Here is a 20527-nt window from a genome sequence, read left to right on the forward strand (position 1 = left end):
TTAACTTTTAAACACGAGCCAAATGTCCCCAATTATCTTGTTAAGTTTCTTGTTGATCTATTTTGGAGTACTATTCCTGATTGCACATGTAACCTCTCGAAAGTCGTCCGATAATGCTACTTTTTTTATTGCCAATAAAAGTTCTAAGTGGTATGTGGTTGCCTTTGGAATGATTGGAACAGCACTTTCCGGTGTAACCTTTATATCAGTACCTGGAGCAGTGGGAAATGGAAGTTTCGGTTATTTTCAATTCGTATTGGGAAATGCAGTAGGCTTTGTTCTTATTGCGCTAGTACTTTTGCCATTGTACTATCGCCTACATTTGGTATCGATCTACTCCTACCTCGAACATCGCCTTGGCTTTTATAGTTACAAATCCGGTGCTATGATTTTTTTAATCTCTAGAACCATTAGTTCAGCATTTCGACTTTACTTGGTGGCCATTGTACTACAACGCTTTATCTTCGATGCATGGCACATACCCTTTGCTATCACCATTATTATCTGCTTGGCGTTGATCTGGTTATACACCCATAAAGGAGGTTTAAAAACCATTATTATCACAGATTTATTGCAAACTTTTTTTCTATTATTATCGGTTGTATTGTCCATTTACTTTATTGCAGATAGCTTACACCTTAATTTAGCTGAAACTTTCGAAACAGTCAAAAACAGCAGCTATTCCAAAATTTTCTTTTGGGAAGACTTTATGGAGAGCAAAGCTAACTTTTGGAAGCAATTTTTAGGTGGCATCTTTGTCACACTAGCCATGACCGGATTGGATCAAGACCTCATGCAAAAAAACCTAAGCATGAAAACCATTGGTGAAGCGCAAAAGAACATGCTGACCTTTACCGGCATCTTTATTTTCATCAACCTCTTCTTTCTGTCGGTAGGTGCTTTACTTTACCTGTATGCAGCCAATAATCACTTAGATGTCCACGCGTTGAGAACGCCAGATCATCTTTATCCCGAAATAGCCTTAAATCATCTGGCATTAATTCCCGGTATTATTTTTATGCTCGGTTTAACTGCAGCGACATTTGCCACCACAGATTCTGCACTTACAGCACTAACAACGTCTTTCTGCGTTGATTTTTTAAATTTTAATAAAAAAACAAATCCTAACGACAAAAAGCTCGTTAGAACAAGAAACAAGGTACATTTTGTCTTTTCTTGTTTAATGTTATTGGTCATTCTCCTTTTTCGCCTGATAAACAACGATTCGGTCGTTATAGCCATATTTGTTGCTGCCGGTTATACTTATGGTCCGCTCCTGGGCTTATTTGCATTTGGCATGCTTTCTAAACGCCAAGTTAGGGATCGTTGGGTACCTTATATATGTGTACTATCGCCATTTCTTTCATACGGTGTTGAATACTGGCTAAATCACAGCTTAGGTTATATCGTAGGTTTCGAATTGATTGTGATCAATGGATTCATCACATGGTTAATGTTGCAGCTTACAAGTAAAAGTGAAAAATAACTAGCATAAAGTAAATCGCGCTAAAATAAAAATGACGACCACGTCTCTCATATCTCATATCTCACATCTAAACCTTAACATATATCTTTTTCTTATCTAGCTGATAACAGATCACCCAAAGTACAGCAAGAAAACAAATTGCATATGCGAAAGAGCCTAGCTCAGGCGGTCCCGGAATTTTGGCATATATTTCTGAGTAAAACCAACGAAGCGGTGATGTATAGACTGGATTTCCTTCCGAATCGGTTCCCTGGCTGATTTTTATCAGAGCAAGTGTTTTGGGTATCAAGGCACTCACGATAAAAATAAATAAAGCGTTTTTACCAAATACATCAAAAAAACGGGTTATGCTATTTTTTATCCCCCTAATTTCTAAGAACCAAATCAATACACCAAGTGTAGTAGTAGCCAATCCGCTGGTATACAACACATACGAACTGGTCCATATTTTTTTATTAATCGGAAATATGAGCCCCCAAGTCAATCCTACAAGGGTCAATATAGCGGCTGTAACCATCAATCGACTTACCACACCATACAATTTATCAAGCCTTACCCCTTCGCCCGTTGCTGAACGAATGTATGTACCAACCAAGTATCCGATAATTACTTGCACAATAGCAGTAAACGTACTGATAAGTCCCTCCGGATCAAAAGGAACGCCTTCGCCTTTATATAGGTGAGGTATACCAAGCAATTTAATATCAATAGCAGTTCCAAACCAGCCATCTAAACTATAAGGATCACTCCCACCAAAAAGCATACAAGCTAGCCAATACACGATTAAGATACCAGCACCTATATACATGACGGTTCTCGTTTTAAAGAAATAAGCTAATAGGGAGGCAATACCATAGCACAGCGCAATTCGTTGTAAAACTCCTAGTATACGAATACCACTGTTTGGATGTAAGGAACTTACCCAAGGTTTCGCTATCAGTTCACCATCAGACCAGCTAACAAAGGGATACCAGGACAACAGCAAACCAATGAAAAAAATCAAAAAAGTCCGTTTGATAATTTTACGCCAAAAAAAGGCATCCCCTTTTGCTTGTAATTTGGGTATAACAAAAGCCATCGCATTACCTACAGCGAAAAGGAAGAATGGAAACACTAGATCGGTAGGTGTACATCCATGCCAGGGAGCATGTTTAAGTGGAGAAAAGGCATAACTCCAGGTCCCTGGATTGTTCACTAAAATCATTAGTGCTACGGTAGCACCTCTAAAAACGTCTAATGAATAATAACGCTGGTTCATCCTATTGGTAGAAATCATTGATTAGCCCCAACTTTTTGCTTATGATCAATAAAAGTAAACATTACTTAGTGAAAATGCAATATTTAAACATAAACAAGCAAAATAACGCATACCCTAATGTTGAATAGACATGTTGGCAGTTCTGCTTTACCATTATTTCTGCGCTATATGAAAATAATAAACTATCAATGTAACGAATTAAGTGACAAAACATTCTATTTGTCATTTCCAATTCACAAAACCAGCTAAACGAAATGAGCCACGATTTTAAACACGCAACAACCCATTATTTGGCTCACTTTTTGCTATAGGGATACTGCAAAAAAAATTGGATAAAACCTTCAAAATCAGACAACTTTTTTATTTTTCAATCGTTAATAAGATAAAAAATTTTGTAATTTTGCACACTTTATTAAAGAAAGGGGCACATAAATAATTAATGAGACAGCTCAAAATAACACAGTCGATTACTAACCGTGAATCGCAATCGTTAGATAAATACTTGCACGAAATTGGCAAAGTAGATCTAATTACCGCCGAAGAGGAAGTAATATTAGCTCAAAAAATAAGAGAAGGCGATCAAGCCGCATTAGAACGCTTAACTAAAACTAACTTACGTTTTGTCGTTTCTGTAGCCAAACAATACCAAAACCAAGGGTTAACCCTTGGGGATCTCATCAACGAGGGAAACTTAGGTTTAATTAAAGCTGCAAAGCGTTTTGACGAAACGAAGGGTTTCAAATTTATTTCTTATGCGGTATGGTGGATCCGTCAATCGATCTTACAAGCTATTGCAGAACAATCACGTATCGTACGTTTACCATTAAATCAGGTAGGTTCATTAAGTAAAATCAGCAAGGCATTTTCGCGCTTGGAACAAGAATATGAACGCGAACCTTCTCCTGAAGAATTGGCAGATATATTAGAAACAACTGTTGATAAAATTTCCGATACGCTAAGTAATTCTGGTCGTCATGTTTCCATGGATGCTCCATTTGTTCAAGGCGAAGAAAACACCTTGTTGGACGTTCTCGAGAACCATGATCCAAATACCGACAGCAATTTGATTGACGAATCGCTTTCGGAGGAGATTAAACGTTCTTTAGCTACTTTAACCGAACGAGAACGCGAAATTATCGTGTTATTCTTTGGTTTGGGCTCTAATCATCCACTATCTTTGGAGGAAATTGGAGAAACTTTCAACTTAACCAGAGAACGGGTTAGACAAATTAAAGACAAAGCCTTACAACGTTTGCGTCATACTTCACGAAGTAAGATATTGAAGTCTTATCTAGGATAAAAACCTCAAGACATTTCTGAACAAATACGAAACACTCATTTTAAAAAATGGGTGTTTTTTTTGCACTGACTTAAACTTCTCTAACCAAGATATTCCCATTCCAATTAAATTATTATTTCTTCAAAAAAGAAGAAAAATAACATTTGTATTTTTTAAATTTGATAAAAAAATCAAGGTAATTTTTACAATGACAATATTAAGCCGTTTGAGTTCAGACATAAGTAGTATTAAAACTAGTTTCTTACCATTAACCGAACGCAAAAAAATGATCAACCTACAAAAAGGGCGAGCGGGTAATCCAGCTCGCCCAACCTATTAAGAATGCACTATCAACTAAATGATAGCTGAGAAATTGTCCTTTGGACTAATCAATTAAACTGACGCTTCTTTTCACGAATTGAGTCAATTCAGCACCTGTTAGTAAACCATTAGATAATAAAGCCAAATCAAAAGCTTGCTTCGCAAGATTTTCTTTTTCTGCTTCATCCGTTGAGGTAAGAATCCGTTTAATTAATGGATGATTTCCATTGACAGATACTTTATAATTATCAGGTAAAGCACCATAAAAACCCATTCCACCACCCTGCTGCGCCATATCTTTCATGCGCCGCATAAACTCGTCCATAGTAACAGTTACAGGCATTTCATCTTCTCCCAAAGCTGCCACCTCAACCTTCATATTCTCTTTTTGAATAGCTTTTTCGAACAAGGTTTTTATGGCCCCACTTTCTTCTTCACTTAAAGCCAGCTGCTTATCATCCTCTTTTTGGATCAGTTTATTTAGCACATCAGAATCAACCCGTTTCAATTGAGTTTTTTCCGTTTTCTGCTCCAAATAACTTACAAAATGTCCATCTATTGGAGAATCGAAAAGCAATACATCGTAACCTTTATCCTTGGCAGTTGTGATAAAACTATCCTGTTTAGTCATATCACTGGCATAAAGATAGATAACATGATCATGTTTATCCTTTTGAATATCCTTTACCTTTTCTGCATATTCTTTTAAGGTAAAAAACTCGTGATCAACTGTTTGGAGTAGTACAAAATCGCTAGCCTTCTCTGCAAATTTATCTTCACTCACCATACCATACTTCACGAAAAGACCGATGTCCTTCCATTTTTCTTCAAAAGCTTTACGATCGGTCTTAAATAATTCGCCTAATTTGTCGGCTACTTTCTTGGTGATATAATTACTGATTCGCTTAACGTTGCTATCCGCTTGCAAGAAACTACGTGATACATTTAGCGGGATATCAGGCGAATCGATCACCCCATGCAATAGCATTAAAAATTCGGGAACAATATCTTTCACCTCATCGGTAATAAAAACCTGCCGAGAGAAAAGTTTAATTTTATTTCGTTGTAGATCGAAATCGTTTTTAATTTTAGGGAAGTATAGTATTCCAGTTAAGTTAAATGGATAGTCTACATTGAGGTGAATCCAGAACAAAGGTTCTTCGGCAAAGGGATATAACTCTCGATAAAAGGCCAAATAATCTTCATCCTTAAGATCAGCAGGTGCCTTAGTCCAAGCCGGATTCGTATTATTAATAATATTATCTACCTCTACCGATTTGTATTTAGGCTTTCCCTCTTCATCCTCCCCATCGGGTTCAGACGTTGTTTTCGTACCAAACTTTATCGGAACCGGTAAGAATCGGCAATATTTAGCAAGGATTTCTTCAAGCCTGGCTTTATTCAAAAATTCCTCTGATTCTTTGTTAATGTAAAGGATAACGTCTGTACCCCTAGTCGTCTTATCACTATCGCTGATTTCATAAGATGTGCTGCCATCACATATCCATTTAGCTGCTTGTGCACCTTCTTGATAGGATAGGGTTTGAATCTCCACCTTATCAGCAACCATAAACGCAGAATAAAAACCTAACCCAAATCGACCAATAATTTCATTGGCATCTTTGGCTTCTTTAAATTTTTCTACAAATTCAGTGGCACCAGAAAACGCAATTTGGTTAATATATTTTTTCACTTCTTCGGCAGTCATACCAATTCCTTTATCACTTATGGTAATGGTTTTAGCCTGCTCGTCAAAAGAAATTTCAATGGTCGTATCACCTAAATCGCCTGTAAATTGGCCTAAAGATGATAATCGTTTCAATTTCTGTGTCGCATCCACCGCGTTAGATACCAATTCACGTAAAAATATCTCGTTATCTGAGTATAAAAACTTCTTAATCACCGGAAATATATTCTCGGTATGAATTGAGATGTTTCCCTTTTCCTGCATAGTAATTTTATTTTAATTTATTTTGCTGTTTTGTATAAGTCAACAACAAGCAGTGTTCCAAAGCTTTGCCAAACGTCAGTATGGCAGCGAATACTGACAAAAAAGCCAGGCACAATTTTGTACCTGGCTTTTTTGTCCATTAACCGTTCTACACTCTTAAGGGATTTCAACGGTTTTCGGCTGTCCCACCTGCTGTAAGTAACGATCTAATTTTTCTGATACTAGTTGGATCGTTTCATAAGCAGATGCCTGCTGTCTTTCCCAAACCCTTTGGTTTATCTTACTCAACTTCCTTTCTAAGGGAATAGGTGTTATAGCCGCTTTTACAAGTTTGCCATAGCGATCTTTCACATAAGGCTGATAAGCGAGATCAGTAAACCAGTATCGGTACCCAACGGTTGTTTTTTCAAAGACCAAACGATAAAGCACCTCACCAGCCACATAATTCCCAATAACAGCATGGCTTTTCAGTTTTGCCTTACCATTAACAAACAGCTGATCTTTTTTTTCCAAGACCATTGGTTGTTCCTTAAAGAAATCACGAATAGCTACAGAAAAATCATAGCCTTGCGTTATCTCATAGTCGCTTTCGTGCATAACGACATATTTCCCTCGTTGATCAGTTAAAAAATCCCCTCCGTGCTCTTGTTCTCTTCCATCTGTGAACAAGCTTACAACGATTAACATTACAAAATTCAACATCTCGTATTAATCTTAGTTTAACATAGTACAAGGAAAGCTCCCACCCTATCGCTGCGTATCAAACTTACGCAAATTCGCTTTTATATCCAAGATATAGCAAGTTCATGCATACAGAAAAAAATCCAAAAAGCCCCATTATTTTCAAGCCGGTGTCGGATAGACTAAAACAGGTTTAGCAAACCGTGTTAGACCAACGAAATACAAGGTGTCCGCCAACAAATAACACTAAAACCTAAAAAAAATAACAAAAAAAGAAACAAAAACAACAAAACACCATATTTAAAATATTTTTTATAGAAAAAAACCAATAATGAATAATAAAACAAAATAAAATATAGTCAAAAAACAATAAAAAGAGCATTTTTTAAAAAAAAAGCATAAAAAATATATATTTCTTTGAAATATGATATAACTATTATAGATTTGACAAAAAAATATGTATATATATACAAAAAAACAAACCAAAAAAATGCATAACATTAAAAAATAATCACCAAAATCAATAAAAATCAAAATTCAACACTTAAAAAAACTGCCTATGACGACAATTTAAACATGTTAAAAACCATTATCACCATTATCAAATTATCCAAACACTGTAAACCAATTTCAAAAAATGAAATCCATTACCAAAATCTCTTCAACATTATTATTTTGTGCCGCTGCCTTAGGCGCAAATGCACAAGACGATGACAATAATACCTTAACCATTACCGGTTCTGCTGATTTGTATTACAAATACGATTTCTCGGGTTATCGGTCGGAAGATGGTACTTCTAACATCCCTACAGCCTTTGCCAACGAACAGAATTCTATATCGTTGGGTATGCTAGACTTAGCAATCAGTAAAAAAGTGAATAAAGCATCTTTCGTTGGAGAGGTTGCTTTCGGCCCAAGGGGACAAGAACAATCTTTGCTTGCCGGAAAAGGTGGAGATTCCTTTCATTTACAAAATCTTTATGTAAGTTATGATTTCACAGATAAATTTTCCATGACCGCAGGGTTTATGGGCACATTTATCGGCTACGAAATCATCTCTCCAACCGGAAACTTCAATTATTCCACTTCCTACCTGTTTTCTATGGGTCCCTTTCAAAATGCGGGCATAAAAGGTACTTACACATTCTCTGATCAGGTAAGCCTGATGGTTGGACTTTTCAACGATTGGAATGAATACGAAGATTTCAACGGCGTTTCACACGTAGGCGCACAGCTACACCTTTCGCCATTGGATGGATGGGATGCTTATTTTAATTTCCTTAGTGGACATTCCGCCCCCGAAGCAAGCGGAACAGGAACAATCTTCGATTTAACAACTTCTTACCAGATTACTGAAGCCTTCAAATTGGGCTTAAATGGCGCCAATTACAAAATATCGGACGAAGAAGGAGGTTATCATGGTGGGGCACTTTACGCTCAATATGCCTTTTCAGATGTAGCGAGCTTAGGTATTCGTGGAGAATATTTTAAAAATAAGGACACCAAAGAGGATGAAGTAACGGTAGCAGGAAGTTCTGTAAAAGCGGTAACACTTAGCGGTAATATAAAAGCTGGCCCATTAACCCTAATACCAGAAGTACGATTTGACAAAGGATCTGGCGAAATGTTTATGAAAAAAGATCTAAGCCCTACTAAAAATGCCTCTCAGTTTTCAATAGCAGCTGTATACGCATTTTAAACCATCAATATAAAAAATAAAATAACGCTTAATATATAATTATGGAAACAAATTCAATTAAACGATCAGCACCATTTTTAATCCTGATCGTATTGGCTATTGCCTCAATTTTTGTTCAGCCAGTAGCTGCATTTAATGGCGAAGGTGTTTATAATGGCGCCGATATCGCTTGGATTATCACGGCGGCGGCCTTAGTATTTTTAATGACACCCGGCCTAGCTTTTTTTTACGGCGGTATGGTTCATCGTAAAAATGTGCTCTCTACGATGATTAAGAGTGTAGTTGCAGCAGGAATAGTAAGTGTTTTATGGATCATCGTCGGATTTAGCCTTTGTTTTGGTGATTCTATCGGTGGCTTCATCGGCGATCCTAAAACATACCTATTCTTTAACAACGTTATTTCTGGAGCACCATGGCCAGGAGGACCAACCATCCCACTTTCTTTATTTGCACTATTTCAATTAATGTTTGCTATTATTACTCCTGGACTAGTCGTCGGAGCTGTTGCTGAACGGATTAGGTTTACCTCCTACATCCTATTTATTGTGCTATTCTGCCTATTTGTTTATGCGCCACTAGCGCATTGGAGTTGGCATCCTGATGGCTTTTTAGCCAAAATGGGTGTACTTGACTTTGCTGGTGGAACGGTAGTGCATATTTCTGCAGGCTGTGCTGCATTAGCTGGTGCTTTAGTGTTGAAGCGCAGAAAATCACATTTGGAGCATCAAGAAGTTCCGCCTGCAAATATTCCTTATGTATTAATAGGTACAGGCTTACTATGGTTTGGGTGGTTTGGTTTTAACGCTGGATCTGCTTTATCTGCAGGAGATCTTGCTGTATCTGCTTTCGGGACTACCAATACCGCCGCTGGCGCAGCCGGTTTATCCTGGATGTTTTTCGATGTTATTAAAGGAAAAAAACCGTCCGTATTAGGTTTTTGTATAGGAGCCGTTGTTGGATTGGTTGCTATCACACCAGCAGCAGGCTTCGTTGCTATCCCACAGAGTATCTTTATCGGCGCCATTGCGGCTATCATTTCTAACCTAGTTGTACAATGGAAATCAAAAACGGCTTTAGATGACACCTTGGACGTATTCCCTTGTCATGGTGTAGGGGGCATGGTTGGTATGTTAATGACCGGTATCTTTGCGACCAAAGATGTCAATGGAGCAGGCAACGATGGGCTCTTTTATGGTAATCTGGAATTTTTCTTTACTCAATTAAAAGCAATGGTAATTGTCGTTGTTTTTAGCTTTGTGGTATCATTCATTATCTTTAAAATCATTAACCTTATCCAGCCATTGCGTGTTACTTCTGAAGAAGAAGATCTTGGATTAGATACCACACAACATAATGAACATTACACACAAGGAACCTTGATTAGTTCGCCTAGTGCGTAAACGAAGTACTCTGTAATGCTTCAATATATTTTTTTTATTTTTTTTCTTGTTTCACAATAATTCTTGCATATATTTGCCTTATCAAAAGGAAAAAATGAAAAACACAGGTGCATATTGGTTCTTTGGTTACTTTTACTTTAGCAGTAAGGGCCGGGATTAATATGCATATATAAAGAATTAAAATGTATAAGAAAGTCCCGGTGAGTAACCGGGACTTTTTTTTTAAAATTAAAAATGAGCAAAATACGAGTAGCAATCCAAGGTACAAGAGCTTCATTCCATGAAGAGGCAGCCTTCAAATATTTCGGAAAAGACATTGAAACAGTTGAATGTGAAACGTTTAAACATACCTGTGAGGCATTAAGAAAAAACGAAGCCGATTACGTAGTTATGGCAATAGAAAATTCGATTGCCGGCAGTTTACTACCTAATTATACCTTACTGCACGACTATCACTTTCCTATCGTAGGAGAAATTTACCTCAGTATACAGCTGCACCTACTCGCTTTACCTGGCGTAAAATTAGAAGAGATAAAAAAAATTGAGTCTCATCCTATAGCACTACGTCAATGTGCCGATTATCTAGAAGAACATGCGACCATCAAAGTCTCGGAAGGCACTGATACGGCCTCCTGCGCAAAAAAAATTGCCGAAAATAAATTAACCGATACGGCTGCGGTTGCCAATCAGCTGGCGGCAAAACTATATGGATTAGAGATTATCGACAGGCGCATCGAAACCAATAAAAAGAACTACACGCGCTTCCTCATCCTATCCAAAGAAAAAACCGAAAACCCGAAAGCAAATAAAGCTACCTTATTGTTTCAAACAGACAATAGCATCGGATCCTTAGCCAAAGTGCTTACCTTCTTTGCAGAAGAGCAAATCAATATGAGTAAGATTCAATCCATGCCTGTACTCGGAAAACGCAATGAATACGATTTCTATGTAGATATTGAATGGAAAAAACAAAGTAATTACGATGCAGCTATCCGAAAAACGTTAAAGCATACCATCAACTTCAATATTCTAGGGGAGTATGTAAAGAACGATAAAGTATAATCAAGAAAACAATATAAGAACAAACATTTATACACAGGAAATATCTTTCAAAAGCAAGCTTGCCATTGGATATTTCATACAAACTAAAAAAACAAACAATGAAATTGAATTTAGACATCGAGCCTTTAAGCTCTTGGTTAGCTACAGGAAAAGAACCTTTAGTAATAGCAGGTCCCTGCAGCGCAGAAACGGAGGAACAATTAGTGGCAACAGCACATCTGCTAGCGGCCACAGGTAAAATTTCTGTATTACGTGCGGGTATTTGGAAACCCCGTACTCGTCCAGGCGAATTTGAAGGTATAGGAAGCATTGGTCTAGAATGGCTAAAGCGCGCTAAGGAAGAAACGGGCTTACTTACGGCTACTGAGGTAGCTACAGCTAAACACGTGGAAGAAGCCTTGGCCGCCGGAGTAGATATCCTATGGGTTGGTGCGCGATCAACAGCAAATCCATTTACCGTTCAAGAAATAGCAGATGCGTTAAAAGGCATTGATGTTCCAGTTTTCGTAAAAAATCCCGTCAATCCAGATCTTTCCTTATGGATCGGCGCGTTGGAACGGATCAATCGTGCAGGTATCAAAAAATTAGGAGCCATACATCGTGGATTTTCTTCGTATGAAAAAACAGCTTTTCGTAATGAACCAATGTGGGATCTAGCCATTCAACTCAAGACCATTGCTCCAGAACTCCCTATTATTAACGATCCAAGTCATATCTGTGGAACGCGTGAGCTTATTCCATATGTTGCACAAAAGGCAGTCGATTTAGATATGCAAGGCTTTATTATTGAAGCACACATCGATCCTTCTGTGGCTTGGACAGATGCCAAACAACAAGTAACTCCTGCGGCTTTAGCAGAAATCATCAACAACTTATCGCTTCGAAAAGCCGAGTCAAACGATCCTGCATTTGAAGATAAATTAGCCGAACTTCGGAAAGAGATAGATGCCCTTGACGTACAACTTATTAAAAATGTGGCCGATCGCATGAAAATCAGTGAGAAGATTGGCGAATACAAACGGGATAACAAAGTTACGATCTTACAAGTTAACCGCTGGGAAGAAATTATTGAGCAACGCAGCAAATTGGCTAAAGCATTAAATCTTGATGAGGAATTCACCGTAAAACTTTTAGAACTTATACACGGTGAATCGATTAGAAAGCAAAATTTGATTATGAATGCCAAACCTTCTGTGGAGGCCTAATGGATACGGAAATCTTAAGCTTAACTCATCAAGGAGGTTGTATAAAGGCAACGATTCCATTAACAGGTTCCAAAAGCGAAAGTAACCGGGCCCTTATTTTAAATGCATTAAGTAAAGGGAAAGTCCGCATTCAAAATTTATCGCATGCAGATGATACAACGACCTTACAAAAGGCCTTACAAATCGCTACTAAAAGTATCGATACATTACAGACAATAGATATTGGGCCAGCTGGTACGGCCATGCGATTTCTGACGGCTTACCTTTCTTTAATCCCGGGGCATTTTTTGCTCACCGGATCCGAGCGGATGAAACAACGCCCCATTGGAATTTTGGTTGATGCCTTAACAGGTATCGGCGCCAACATAAATTATGCAGGCACAGCTGGTTATCCCCCACTGGACATTAAAGGTGCTTTTAGCCAAATAAGCGATCAGATAACTATTAGGGGTGATGTAAGCAGCCAATACCTTTCGGCATTGCTGCTTATTGCACCTTTTCTCCCCAACGGCCTTACTTTAACGATATCCAGTCCGTTAACATCGAAACCCTATGTAAGCATGACTTTAGATATGCTGAAAGAAATTGGCGTAGATTACCTTTGGGAAGAAAACAATATTACCATCAAGCACCAGGAAATCAAAGAGTCGGTTTTAACAGTTGAGCCGGATTGGAGTGCCGCTTCTTATTGGTATTCGGTTATTGCCCTATCGCCTATAGGAAGTTCCATATTTTTACCGGGTTTAAAAAACAATAGCCTACAGGGAGACCGGGCAATTGTGGATATCATGCGGCATTTTGGTGTAAGTTCCCGTTTTGAAAATAATGGCGTAACACTGGAAAAAGTAAGTACGACTGGTGGCGAGCGCTTCTTTAATTTCAAGGAGTGCCCCGATCTCGCACAAACGGTTATTGCTTGTTGTGCTGCCTTAGGCTACAATGCACATTTTACGGGGTTGGAAACCTTAAAAATAAAAGAAACCGATCGTATTTTGGCACTTCAACAGGAGCTGGCTAAATTCAGTATCACCCTAAATGAAGAAGATCTAGGCACCTATCACCTAGACACGACATCTAGAACAAATCCGGCAAGCGTAAAAATCAAAACTTACGAGGACCACCGAATGGCCATGGCCTTCGCTCCGTTAGCAATAGTGTTTAAGGAACTGATTATTGAAGAACCAAAGGTGGTGGGTAAATCTTATCCTACATTCTGGGAACATTTGGCGAAAGCAAATTTTGGTTATGTGCTGCAGTAGATTTTAATTTTATTTTTCAACATAGCGATTTCAACATAAAAACAAATGGCAGGAAATTCATTTGGACAGGTTTTTCGGATAACTACTTTTGGAGAATCCCATGGGGAAGCCATCGGTGTCATTATTGATGGATGTCCACCAAATATTGTAATAGACTTGGATTTTATACAGGCAGAATTAGATAAACGTAAGCCGGGTCAATCTAAAATTACCACGCAACGTAAAGAAAGCGACACGGTGAAAATACTCTCCGGTGTTTTTGAAGGAAAAACCACTGGAACGCCCTTGGCCATGCTTATTCCAAATGAGGATCAGCGGTCAAAAGATTATATGCACATCCAAGATAAGTATCGGCCATCACATGCTGATTACACCTATCAAACGAAATACGGCATACGTGATTACAGAGGAGGAGGACGCTCTTCTGCACGCGAAACCGCAGCACGCGTAGCCGCTGGAGCAATTGCCAAAAGCTATTTACAACAATTAGGGATAGCGATATTTGCCCATGTATCGGCTGTCGGAGATATTCAGGCACCAAACTTAGGCGACCTTAGTATTCCTGAGCTGATAACTATACGCGAGCAAAATATTGTACGTTGTGCTGATCCTGCAACCGCGAACCAGATGATCGCTTTTATCGATGCTGTTCGGAAAGACGGTGATACCGTTGGGGGAATTATTAGTACCGTCATTAGAGGTGTTCCTGTTGGTTTAGGAGAACCCGTGTTTGATAAATTACATGCAGACTTAGGGAAAGCTATGTTAAGCATTAATGCTGTACACGGTTTTGAATATGGTTCAGGTTTTGAAGGAGCGTCTATGCGTGGTTCAGCACATAACGATCTATTTATCAATCCTGACCATAAAGCACAATCATTAAAAACACGGACTAATTTCTCCGGTGGCATACAGGGCGGTATTTCTAATGGGATGGATATTAATTTCAGGGTTGCTTTTAAACCCGTAGCCACCCTAATGAAAGCGCAAATGACTATTAATACCTCGGGAGACGAGACGGAAATTACGGGAAAAGGACGACATGATCCATGCGTCGTACCCAGAGCTGTGGCGATTGTTGAAGCAATGGCAGCACTGGTTATTGTTGACCATTACTTGAGGAATCTGACAATAGGCGATTCAGAAAGTAATCTTCTGAAGACCCTATCCTGAAGACTGCTTCGCCATTCTTCCTCGCAGTGATGAAACATTCATTGTGAGGAGGAATAATAGCCTTGTGTTTCCTTGTAGACTACCTCTTTATCCGTTAAAACAAATTAGGAAATTTATCCGGGTTTGATTCATGCATAATCTCACAAACCATTTCGATGATATCATCCATCGAAGGTTTAGTAAAGTAGTCTCCATCCGTTCCATAAGGAGGCCTATGCGGTTTTGCTGACAATGTTCTTGGTTGACTATCTAAACTATAATAACCTTTTTGTTCTTCTAAAATCTGTTGCAGAATAAAGGCCGATGCTCCTCCAGGAACATCTTCATCAACAACTAATAATTTATTGGTTTTACGCAGCGATTGCGCACAAAGATGTTCTACATCAAAAGGTTGTAATGTTTGTGGATCAATAATTTCAATAGAAATCCCCATTTCATTCAACTCGACTGCCGCTTCTTGCACTAAACGAAGAGTAGATCCATAAGACACCACGGTTACATCAGCACCTTCTCTAATCAATTCTGCCACTCCCAATGAAACGGTAAAATCGCCGATATTGGAGGGCATGCGTTCTTTCAGTCGATAACCGTTTAGGCATTCAATGACCAAAGCAGGTTCATCCGAACGAATCAGGGTATTATACATACCCGCAGCTTGCGTCATATTACGCGGTACGCATACATGCAACCCCCTCAATGAACCTAGAATCATAGCCATTGGCGAACCAGAATGCCAAATCCCCTCTAAACGATGGCCTCGCGTCCGAATGATTAACGGAGCCTTTTGCCCACCTTTAGTACGATAACTAAGACAAGCTAGATCGTCACTCAGAACAGTTAAACCGTAAAGCAAGTAATCTACATATTGAATTTCTGCAATGGGTTTTAGACCTCTTAAAGCCATACCCACTCCCTCACCTATGATGGCCGTCTCTCTAATTCCGGTGTCAAAAATGCGGTGCTCACCGAATCTAGCCTGTAAACCTGCGAAACCTTGGTTTACATCTCCTATAGCCCCTAAATCTTCACCAAACGCCAGCAATCGCGGTTCTCTTTCAAAATTAGCAGCAAAGCAGGCATTTAGCACCTCACGCCCATCTACCATTTTAGCTTTTTCCTCATAAGCTGCAGGGATAACTTCTATATACTTTGGAGACTCACTAGTCTCGGTAAATAAGGTTGAATTATAGCGATCATGATTTACGCGCTGCTGTGCCTTATACCACTGGATAAGGCTTTCCTTTTGAGGGTTCTGGTATGCTCTAAGCTCTCTTATTGCTTTACGCACAGTGCCATAAATCTGTTTCAGGTTAGGTTCTTTGATTTTTTCTAATCGGGTAGCCAAATGCTGTACAGGTTTATAATCTATTGCCCTTAGTAAACGGATTGCAGTGGCTTTTTCTTCTGCAAATGCCTCCACATAATCATTCCAAGCCCTTACTTGCTCACTTTTAACAAACGTTTTTGCCTGTTCTTCAATGGCAATCAGCTCCTTTTCAGTAGCAATAGCCGATTCTAGCATCCATTTACGCATCTGTGCCACACAATCGTATTCTTCTTCCCACAACAACCTTTCCCGAGATTTATATCGTTCATGTGATCCGGAAGTAGAATGTCCCTGTGGTTGTGTCATTTCCGTTACATGGATAAATACAGGAACGTGTTCTTCTCTACATATTCGGATGGCTTGTTCATAGGTTTCACAAAGCCCTGGGTAATCCCACCCCCTCACTTTAAATATTTCGTAACCATTGCCTTTGTCATCACGCTGAAATCCTTTCAATACCTCAGAAATATCTTCTTTCGTTGTTTGATATTTATTAGGCACAGAAATGCCATAGCCATCATCCCAAACGGATATAGCCAATGGAATTTGTAAAACACCAGCAGCATTGAAGGCTTCGAAAAACACCCCTTCAGAAGTAGAAGCATTGCCAATGGTGCCAAAGGCTACTTCATTTCCATTATTAGAAAAGTGCGTTAAATACGCTAAGTCTTTGTTTTGACGGTATATTTTTGATGCTTGTGCTAAGCCTAACAGTCTAGGAATTTGGCCACCGGTAGTGGAAATATCAGCAGAAGAATTTTTAAGTGCCATTTGATTAAGCCAATGGCCATCGGCAGTCAATTCACGTGTAGCAAAATGACCATTCATCATCCGTCCACCTGAGGCAGGCTCTGCTTGAATATCCGGATGTGCATACATCTGAGAAAAGAACTCATAAATATTCGAAATTCCGGTGGCAAAGGCAAAAGTCTGGTCTCTGTAATATCCTGAACGCCAGTCGCCATTTCTGAAAGCCTTTGCCATGGCTACCTGCGCAACTTCCTTGCCGTCACCAAATATTCCAAACTTAGCTTTACCGGTTAACACCTCTTTTCTTCCCAATAAACTAGCTTCCCTACTTTCACAAACGATATGGTAATCATTTAATACCATTGCCTTAAAATCAGCAAAGCTCAATTTTGATGTATCGATAGGATCGGTATATTTCAAATTGGTATCTGACATATCCAGAATTTGTGCTTAAAATTCAAAAGTAATAAAAAATTATATAAAATTCTGCACGGGCACATTCATTCCCAAGGCTATTTCAAAATAAGTCTCAAACAACAAACAAAATTTCAAACTGATGGCAATTGACCATTTAACCTGAGCATTTAATCTTTATCTCCTGCCATTGAACATCTTATGCACGACTAAAGTTCTCATCAAACACCCTTCTTCTTCTTTAGAAACAAATATATTACGTAGTTTATTGGCATTATAATTGCCAATTATAATATTTTTGTTGTAAATTTATAGAAGCATCTAATATACGTAAACGTTGTGGACGTATCATTTCCATAAACAAACGTGTGTTAGCACATTTAACAAATAGAAAAATGAAAAAATTTTTAACTATTTTATCGCTAGTAATTGCTTTTGCAAGCTTTAGCGCGTTGAAACAAGACAGCAATGCTGAGTTTAAGTTTGAAAAGGAAACCTACGATTTCGGTAAAATACCTCAAGGCAAGCCGGTATCATATGAATTTAAGTTTACTAATGCCGGTACAGAGCCATTGATCATCACTAAAGTAGAGTCTTCTTGTGGCTGTACCGTTCCCAAATATACCAATGCACCTGTAAAACCTGGTGAGCAAGGAACGATTAGTGTAACCTTCAATGCTGCTCAGGTAGCTCCCTTCAGCAAGTCGGTAACCATTCGTTCTAATGCTAAAACACCACTCAAATCCCTATATATTAAAGGAGAAGTTGTAAAATAGTTATTGGACTATACGGAACGTCTAAAGTTATCATCCAAGAAAAAAAAGCCATCTGCGATACAGATGGCTTTTTTATGTTTCACGGCTCCTTATTTTCCTACAATATATAGGAAAATGCAAAGCTTTTTCTCTAAGTTTGCGCTTAGAATCACAACGAAAAACGATGCCAACAATATCTGAAAAAGGAAAATTAATCCCCGCTTCGCCAATTAGGAAGTTAACACCATATGCCGATTTAGCAAAGGCGAAGGGTATAAAAGTATTCCATCTCAATATCGGGCAACCCGATATTGAGACACCTGAAGTGATGCTAAATGCCGTAAAAAACATTGACTTTAAAGTATGGGCTTACACACCATCTCAAGGGTATACCAGTTATCGGGAAAAACTGGCAACATACTACAACAACTTAGGCTATAATATTAATGCCTCTCATATATTAGTAACCGATGGAGGATCTGAAGCATTAACTATTGCGATGCTTACGTGCTTCAATCCCGGAGATGAAGTAATCATACCGGAGCCATTTTACGCAAATTATAGTAGCTTTGCTTGTTTAGCAGATGTGGAGGTTGTTCCAATATTATCCACTATCGACACCGGTTTTGCCTTACCGGATATCGGTGAATTCGAGCGTTTAATCAATACCAAAACGAAAGGAATCGTTATCTGCAACCCCAATAATCCTACAGGATATTTATATTCCAAACAGGAGCTACTCGCGCTAAAGGCATTATGTTTAAAGTACGATCTATACCTTATTTCTGATGAAGCCTATCGAGAATTCTGTTACGATGGCAACGAATTTATTTCACCTATGCATTTTGAGGGGATAGATGAACATGTAATTCTAATCGATACCGTGTCTAAAAGATATAGTGCTTGCGGTGCCCGGTTAGGATGTTTAATAACCAAAAACCAAGGAGTCTTAGAGGCGGGCCTAAAATTCGCGCAAGCACGTTTAAGTCCTCCGGCCGTTGCCCAAATAGCTGCCGAGGCCGCTTTAGATACTCCTAAAAGTTATTTTGAAAAGGTTGTTCGTGAATACACTGGCCGGAGAAATTTGCTGGTTGATGGTTTAAATAAAATTCCAGGCGTTTACTGCCCGACTCCTGGAGGTGCTTTTTATGTACTGGCACAATTACCGATAGATGATGCCGATAAGTTTTGTCAGTGGATACTAGAAAGTTTTTCATACGAAGATAAAACGGTTATGATGGCCCCAGCAACTGGTTTTTATTCCGATGCCATGGCAGGAAAACAGCAAGTACGACTAGCATACGTACTGCGGCAGGAAGATTTAACAGAAGCCTTGAAATGTCTGGAAAAAGGGTTAGCCGAATATCCAGGTAGAACGATATGCTAAATTAACCAAGCATCAATTCTTTACCAGCAGAATACGCATCAAACCATTATTGATAGCTTGATGCGTATTCAATTAATATGCTTGCTTAGTAATCCGGCTTTTGAGAATTGTTTAACTCTGCAAAAAGTTTTCAATTTTAAATGCAAATTCTTTCAATAAACCTTGGTCAACTCGTTTTGCCTGAAAATGACAAGCTTCACTTTCCCGAAACTTAAATGTAACTTGCTCGTTCATAATATCTACCATGCATAGTTGCATTCCCTGTTTAGTGATCATATGCACATTATAAAAATCACCTCTTACTTTCATCCAAAAACGCTGCATAATTTGTTCAATTTAAATATTTACTTACTTCATTTTAACAAACCTTATTTTATAACGAACATTTGAAAAGAAATGTAACAAGCGTATGTATAATTTTTGAAAAATTAAGTATGAAGCGTCTATTCTTCCCAGTCATTATTCGTCTAAACTTATCTGATCATGTTGGCATCCGCTCTCCCACTACACTTCGACTAGCCTCCCACTGTAAAGGCACCTCACCTTGATTTGCCATTGAATTTCTGAGCGCATAAAGAATAATCGAATTCAGGTTTAAAGCTTTTTTATTATTACCGAAAGCCGTACCTTTGTATTTACTTATATGGGGTCGACCGGAATTGACAGGATGGAGACGGTTATGTAAGCATGCAGTGCGTTGTTAGTCTAGCACTTAAATCTGAACTTTCAACTTTATAAATGGCGAAAATAACTACGCCTTAGCTGCCTAATTTAGAATTAGCATAGCTTTTGTTCCGTTGCGGTGAGCTTAGTGCCGCAACATCCGGAGCATCGAATAACTAAGCTAGTCAACTTAGGGGCATGATAAGCTGGCGAAAATAATCGTGTCTACGGAAGATAGTATAGGTAAGCGACCGACCTTCTACTTCCCGACAATTAAACGGAAGCTAAGCATGTAGAAAGCGTACACTGTACCATGTTTGGACGAGGGTTCGAATCCCTCCGACTCCACTAAATCAAATAAAACTCGGCAATAGCCGGGTTTTATTGTTTTAGTCCCTATCATAGGATGATAGTTTCCATATGTGTGTGCTGTAATCAATTATAAATATATACATCC

General features: G+C 38.7%; 15 protein-coding genes and 1 other RNA gene. 11 read left to right on the forward strand and 5 right to left on the reverse strand.

Translation table 11 applies throughout. The features are described from left to right. Positions 1–22: 22 nt before the first annotated feature. Positions 23–1486, forward strand: a complete 1464-nt coding sequence (locus tag ABD930_RS07960) for a sodium:solute symporter (protein WP_345231189.1) — start codon at positions 23–25, stop codon at positions 1484–1486. Between the two features lie 67 nt (positions 1487–1553). On the opposite strand, the gene ABD930_RS07965 is transcribed toward ABD930_RS07960, so the two are convergent. Next, a complete protein-coding gene (locus ABD930_RS07965; RefSeq protein WP_345231190.1) occupies positions 1554–2762 on the reverse strand; it encodes an acyltransferase family protein in 1209 nt (402 codons plus the stop codon). Between the two features lie 421 nt (positions 2763–3183). Here ABD930_RS07965 and ABD930_RS07970 point away from each other — a divergent pair, with 421 nt between their 5' ends. Continuing rightward, positions 3184–4044, forward strand: a complete 861-nt coding sequence (locus ABD930_RS07970; protein WP_013666518.1) for a sigma-70 family RNA polymerase sigma factor — start codon at positions 3184–3186, stop codon at positions 4042–4044. 364 nt (positions 4045–4408) lie between these two features. Here the strand turns inward: ABD930_RS07970 and htpG are convergent, their stop codons facing one another. Beyond that, positions 4409–6295, reverse strand: a complete 1887-nt coding sequence (gene htpG, locus ABD930_RS07975) for a molecular chaperone HtpG (protein ID WP_345231191.1) — start codon at positions 6293–6295, stop codon at positions 4409–4411. Between the two features lie 156 nt (positions 6296–6451). Continuing rightward, positions 6452–6997: a hypothetical protein gene (locus ABD930_RS07980; RefSeq protein ID WP_345231192.1), complete on the reverse strand. Its 546-nt coding sequence runs from the start codon at positions 6995–6997 to the stop codon at positions 6452–6454. Between the two features lie 616 nt (positions 6998–7613). Between ABD930_RS07980 and ABD930_RS07985 the strand changes: the two genes are divergently transcribed. The 6 genes from ABD930_RS07985 to aroC all read left to right on the forward strand — a co-directional run bounded on the left by ABD930_RS07985 (position 7614) and on the right by aroC (position 14774). Further along, positions 7614–8675 (forward strand): outer membrane beta-barrel protein, encoded by a 1062-nt coding sequence (locus ABD930_RS07985; protein ID WP_345231193.1) that lies wholly within the window; start codon positions 7614–7616, stop codon positions 8673–8675. Positions 8676–8716: 41 nt separating this feature from the next. Then, positions 8717–10075, forward strand: a complete 1359-nt coding sequence (locus ABD930_RS07990; RefSeq protein WP_345231194.1) for an ammonium transporter — start codon at positions 8717–8719, stop codon at positions 10073–10075. A gap of 234 nt (positions 10076–10309) precedes the next feature. Further along, complete coding sequence (locus ABD930_RS07995) at positions 10310–11137, forward strand: prephenate dehydratase (protein WP_345231195.1); 828 nt, start codon at positions 10310–10312, stop codon at positions 11135–11137. A 98-nt stretch (positions 11138–11235) separates the two neighbouring features. Continuing rightward, entirely contained in the window at positions 11236–12342 is a 1107-nt protein-coding gene (locus ABD930_RS08000) for a chorismate mutase (RefSeq protein ID WP_345231196.1), read from the forward strand. Then, positions 12342–13601 (forward strand): 3-phosphoshikimate 1-carboxyvinyltransferase, encoded by a 1260-nt coding sequence (locus ABD930_RS08005; protein WP_345231197.1) that lies wholly within the window; start codon positions 12342–12344, stop codon positions 13599–13601. Before ABD930_RS08000 ends, ABD930_RS08005 begins: the two co-directional genes overlap by 1 nt. 45 nt (positions 13602–13646) lie before the next feature. Continuing rightward, the gene (gene aroC, locus ABD930_RS08010) at positions 13647–14774 is read left to right on the forward strand and encodes a chorismate synthase (protein ID WP_345231198.1); all 1128 of its coding nucleotides are present in this window, start codon (positions 13647–13649) and stop codon (positions 14772–14774) included. 94 nt (positions 14775–14868) lie between these two features. Here aroC and ABD930_RS08015 read toward each other — a convergent pair whose 3' ends face one another. Then, the gene (locus ABD930_RS08015) at positions 14869–17286 is read right to left on the reverse strand and encodes an alpha-ketoacid dehydrogenase subunit alpha/beta (protein WP_345231199.1); all 2418 of its coding nucleotides are present in this window, start codon (positions 17284–17286) and stop codon (positions 14869–14871) included. Between the two features lie 374 nt (positions 17287–17660). On the opposite strand from ABD930_RS08015, the gene ABD930_RS08020 reads away from it, so the two are divergent. Both ABD930_RS08020 and ABD930_RS08025 read left to right on the forward strand, forming a co-directional pair. Further along, the gene (locus tag ABD930_RS08020) at positions 17661–18041 is read left to right on the forward strand and encodes a DUF1573 domain-containing protein (RefSeq protein ID WP_345231200.1); all 381 of its coding nucleotides are present in this window, start codon (positions 17661–17663) and stop codon (positions 18039–18041) included. Between the two features lie 163 nt (positions 18042–18204). Continuing rightward, positions 18205–19407 carry a pyridoxal phosphate-dependent aminotransferase gene (locus ABD930_RS08025; protein ID WP_345231201.1) on the forward strand — a complete coding sequence of 401 codons (1203 nt, stop codon included), beginning with the start codon at positions 18205–18207 and terminating at the stop codon, positions 19405–19407. A 111-nt stretch (positions 19408–19518) separates the two neighbouring features. Here ABD930_RS08025 and ABD930_RS08030 read toward each other — a convergent pair whose 3' ends face one another. Continuing rightward, positions 19519–19731 (reverse strand): hypothetical protein, encoded by a 213-nt coding sequence (locus ABD930_RS08030; RefSeq protein ID WP_345231202.1) that lies wholly within the window; start codon positions 19729–19731, stop codon positions 19519–19521. 321 nt (positions 19732–20052) lie between these two features. On the opposite strand from ABD930_RS08030, the gene ssrA reads away from it, so the two are divergent. Continuing rightward, positions 20053–20421, forward strand: a transfer-messenger RNA (tmRNA) gene (ssrA, locus tag ABD930_RS08035). Positions 20422–20527 lie beyond the last annotated feature (106 nt).

This window comes from Olivibacter ginsenosidimutans (assembly GCF_039542865.1).
Classification (GTDB): domain Bacteria; phylum Bacteroidota; class Bacteroidia; order Sphingobacteriales; family Sphingobacteriaceae; genus Olivibacter; species Olivibacter ginsenosidimutans.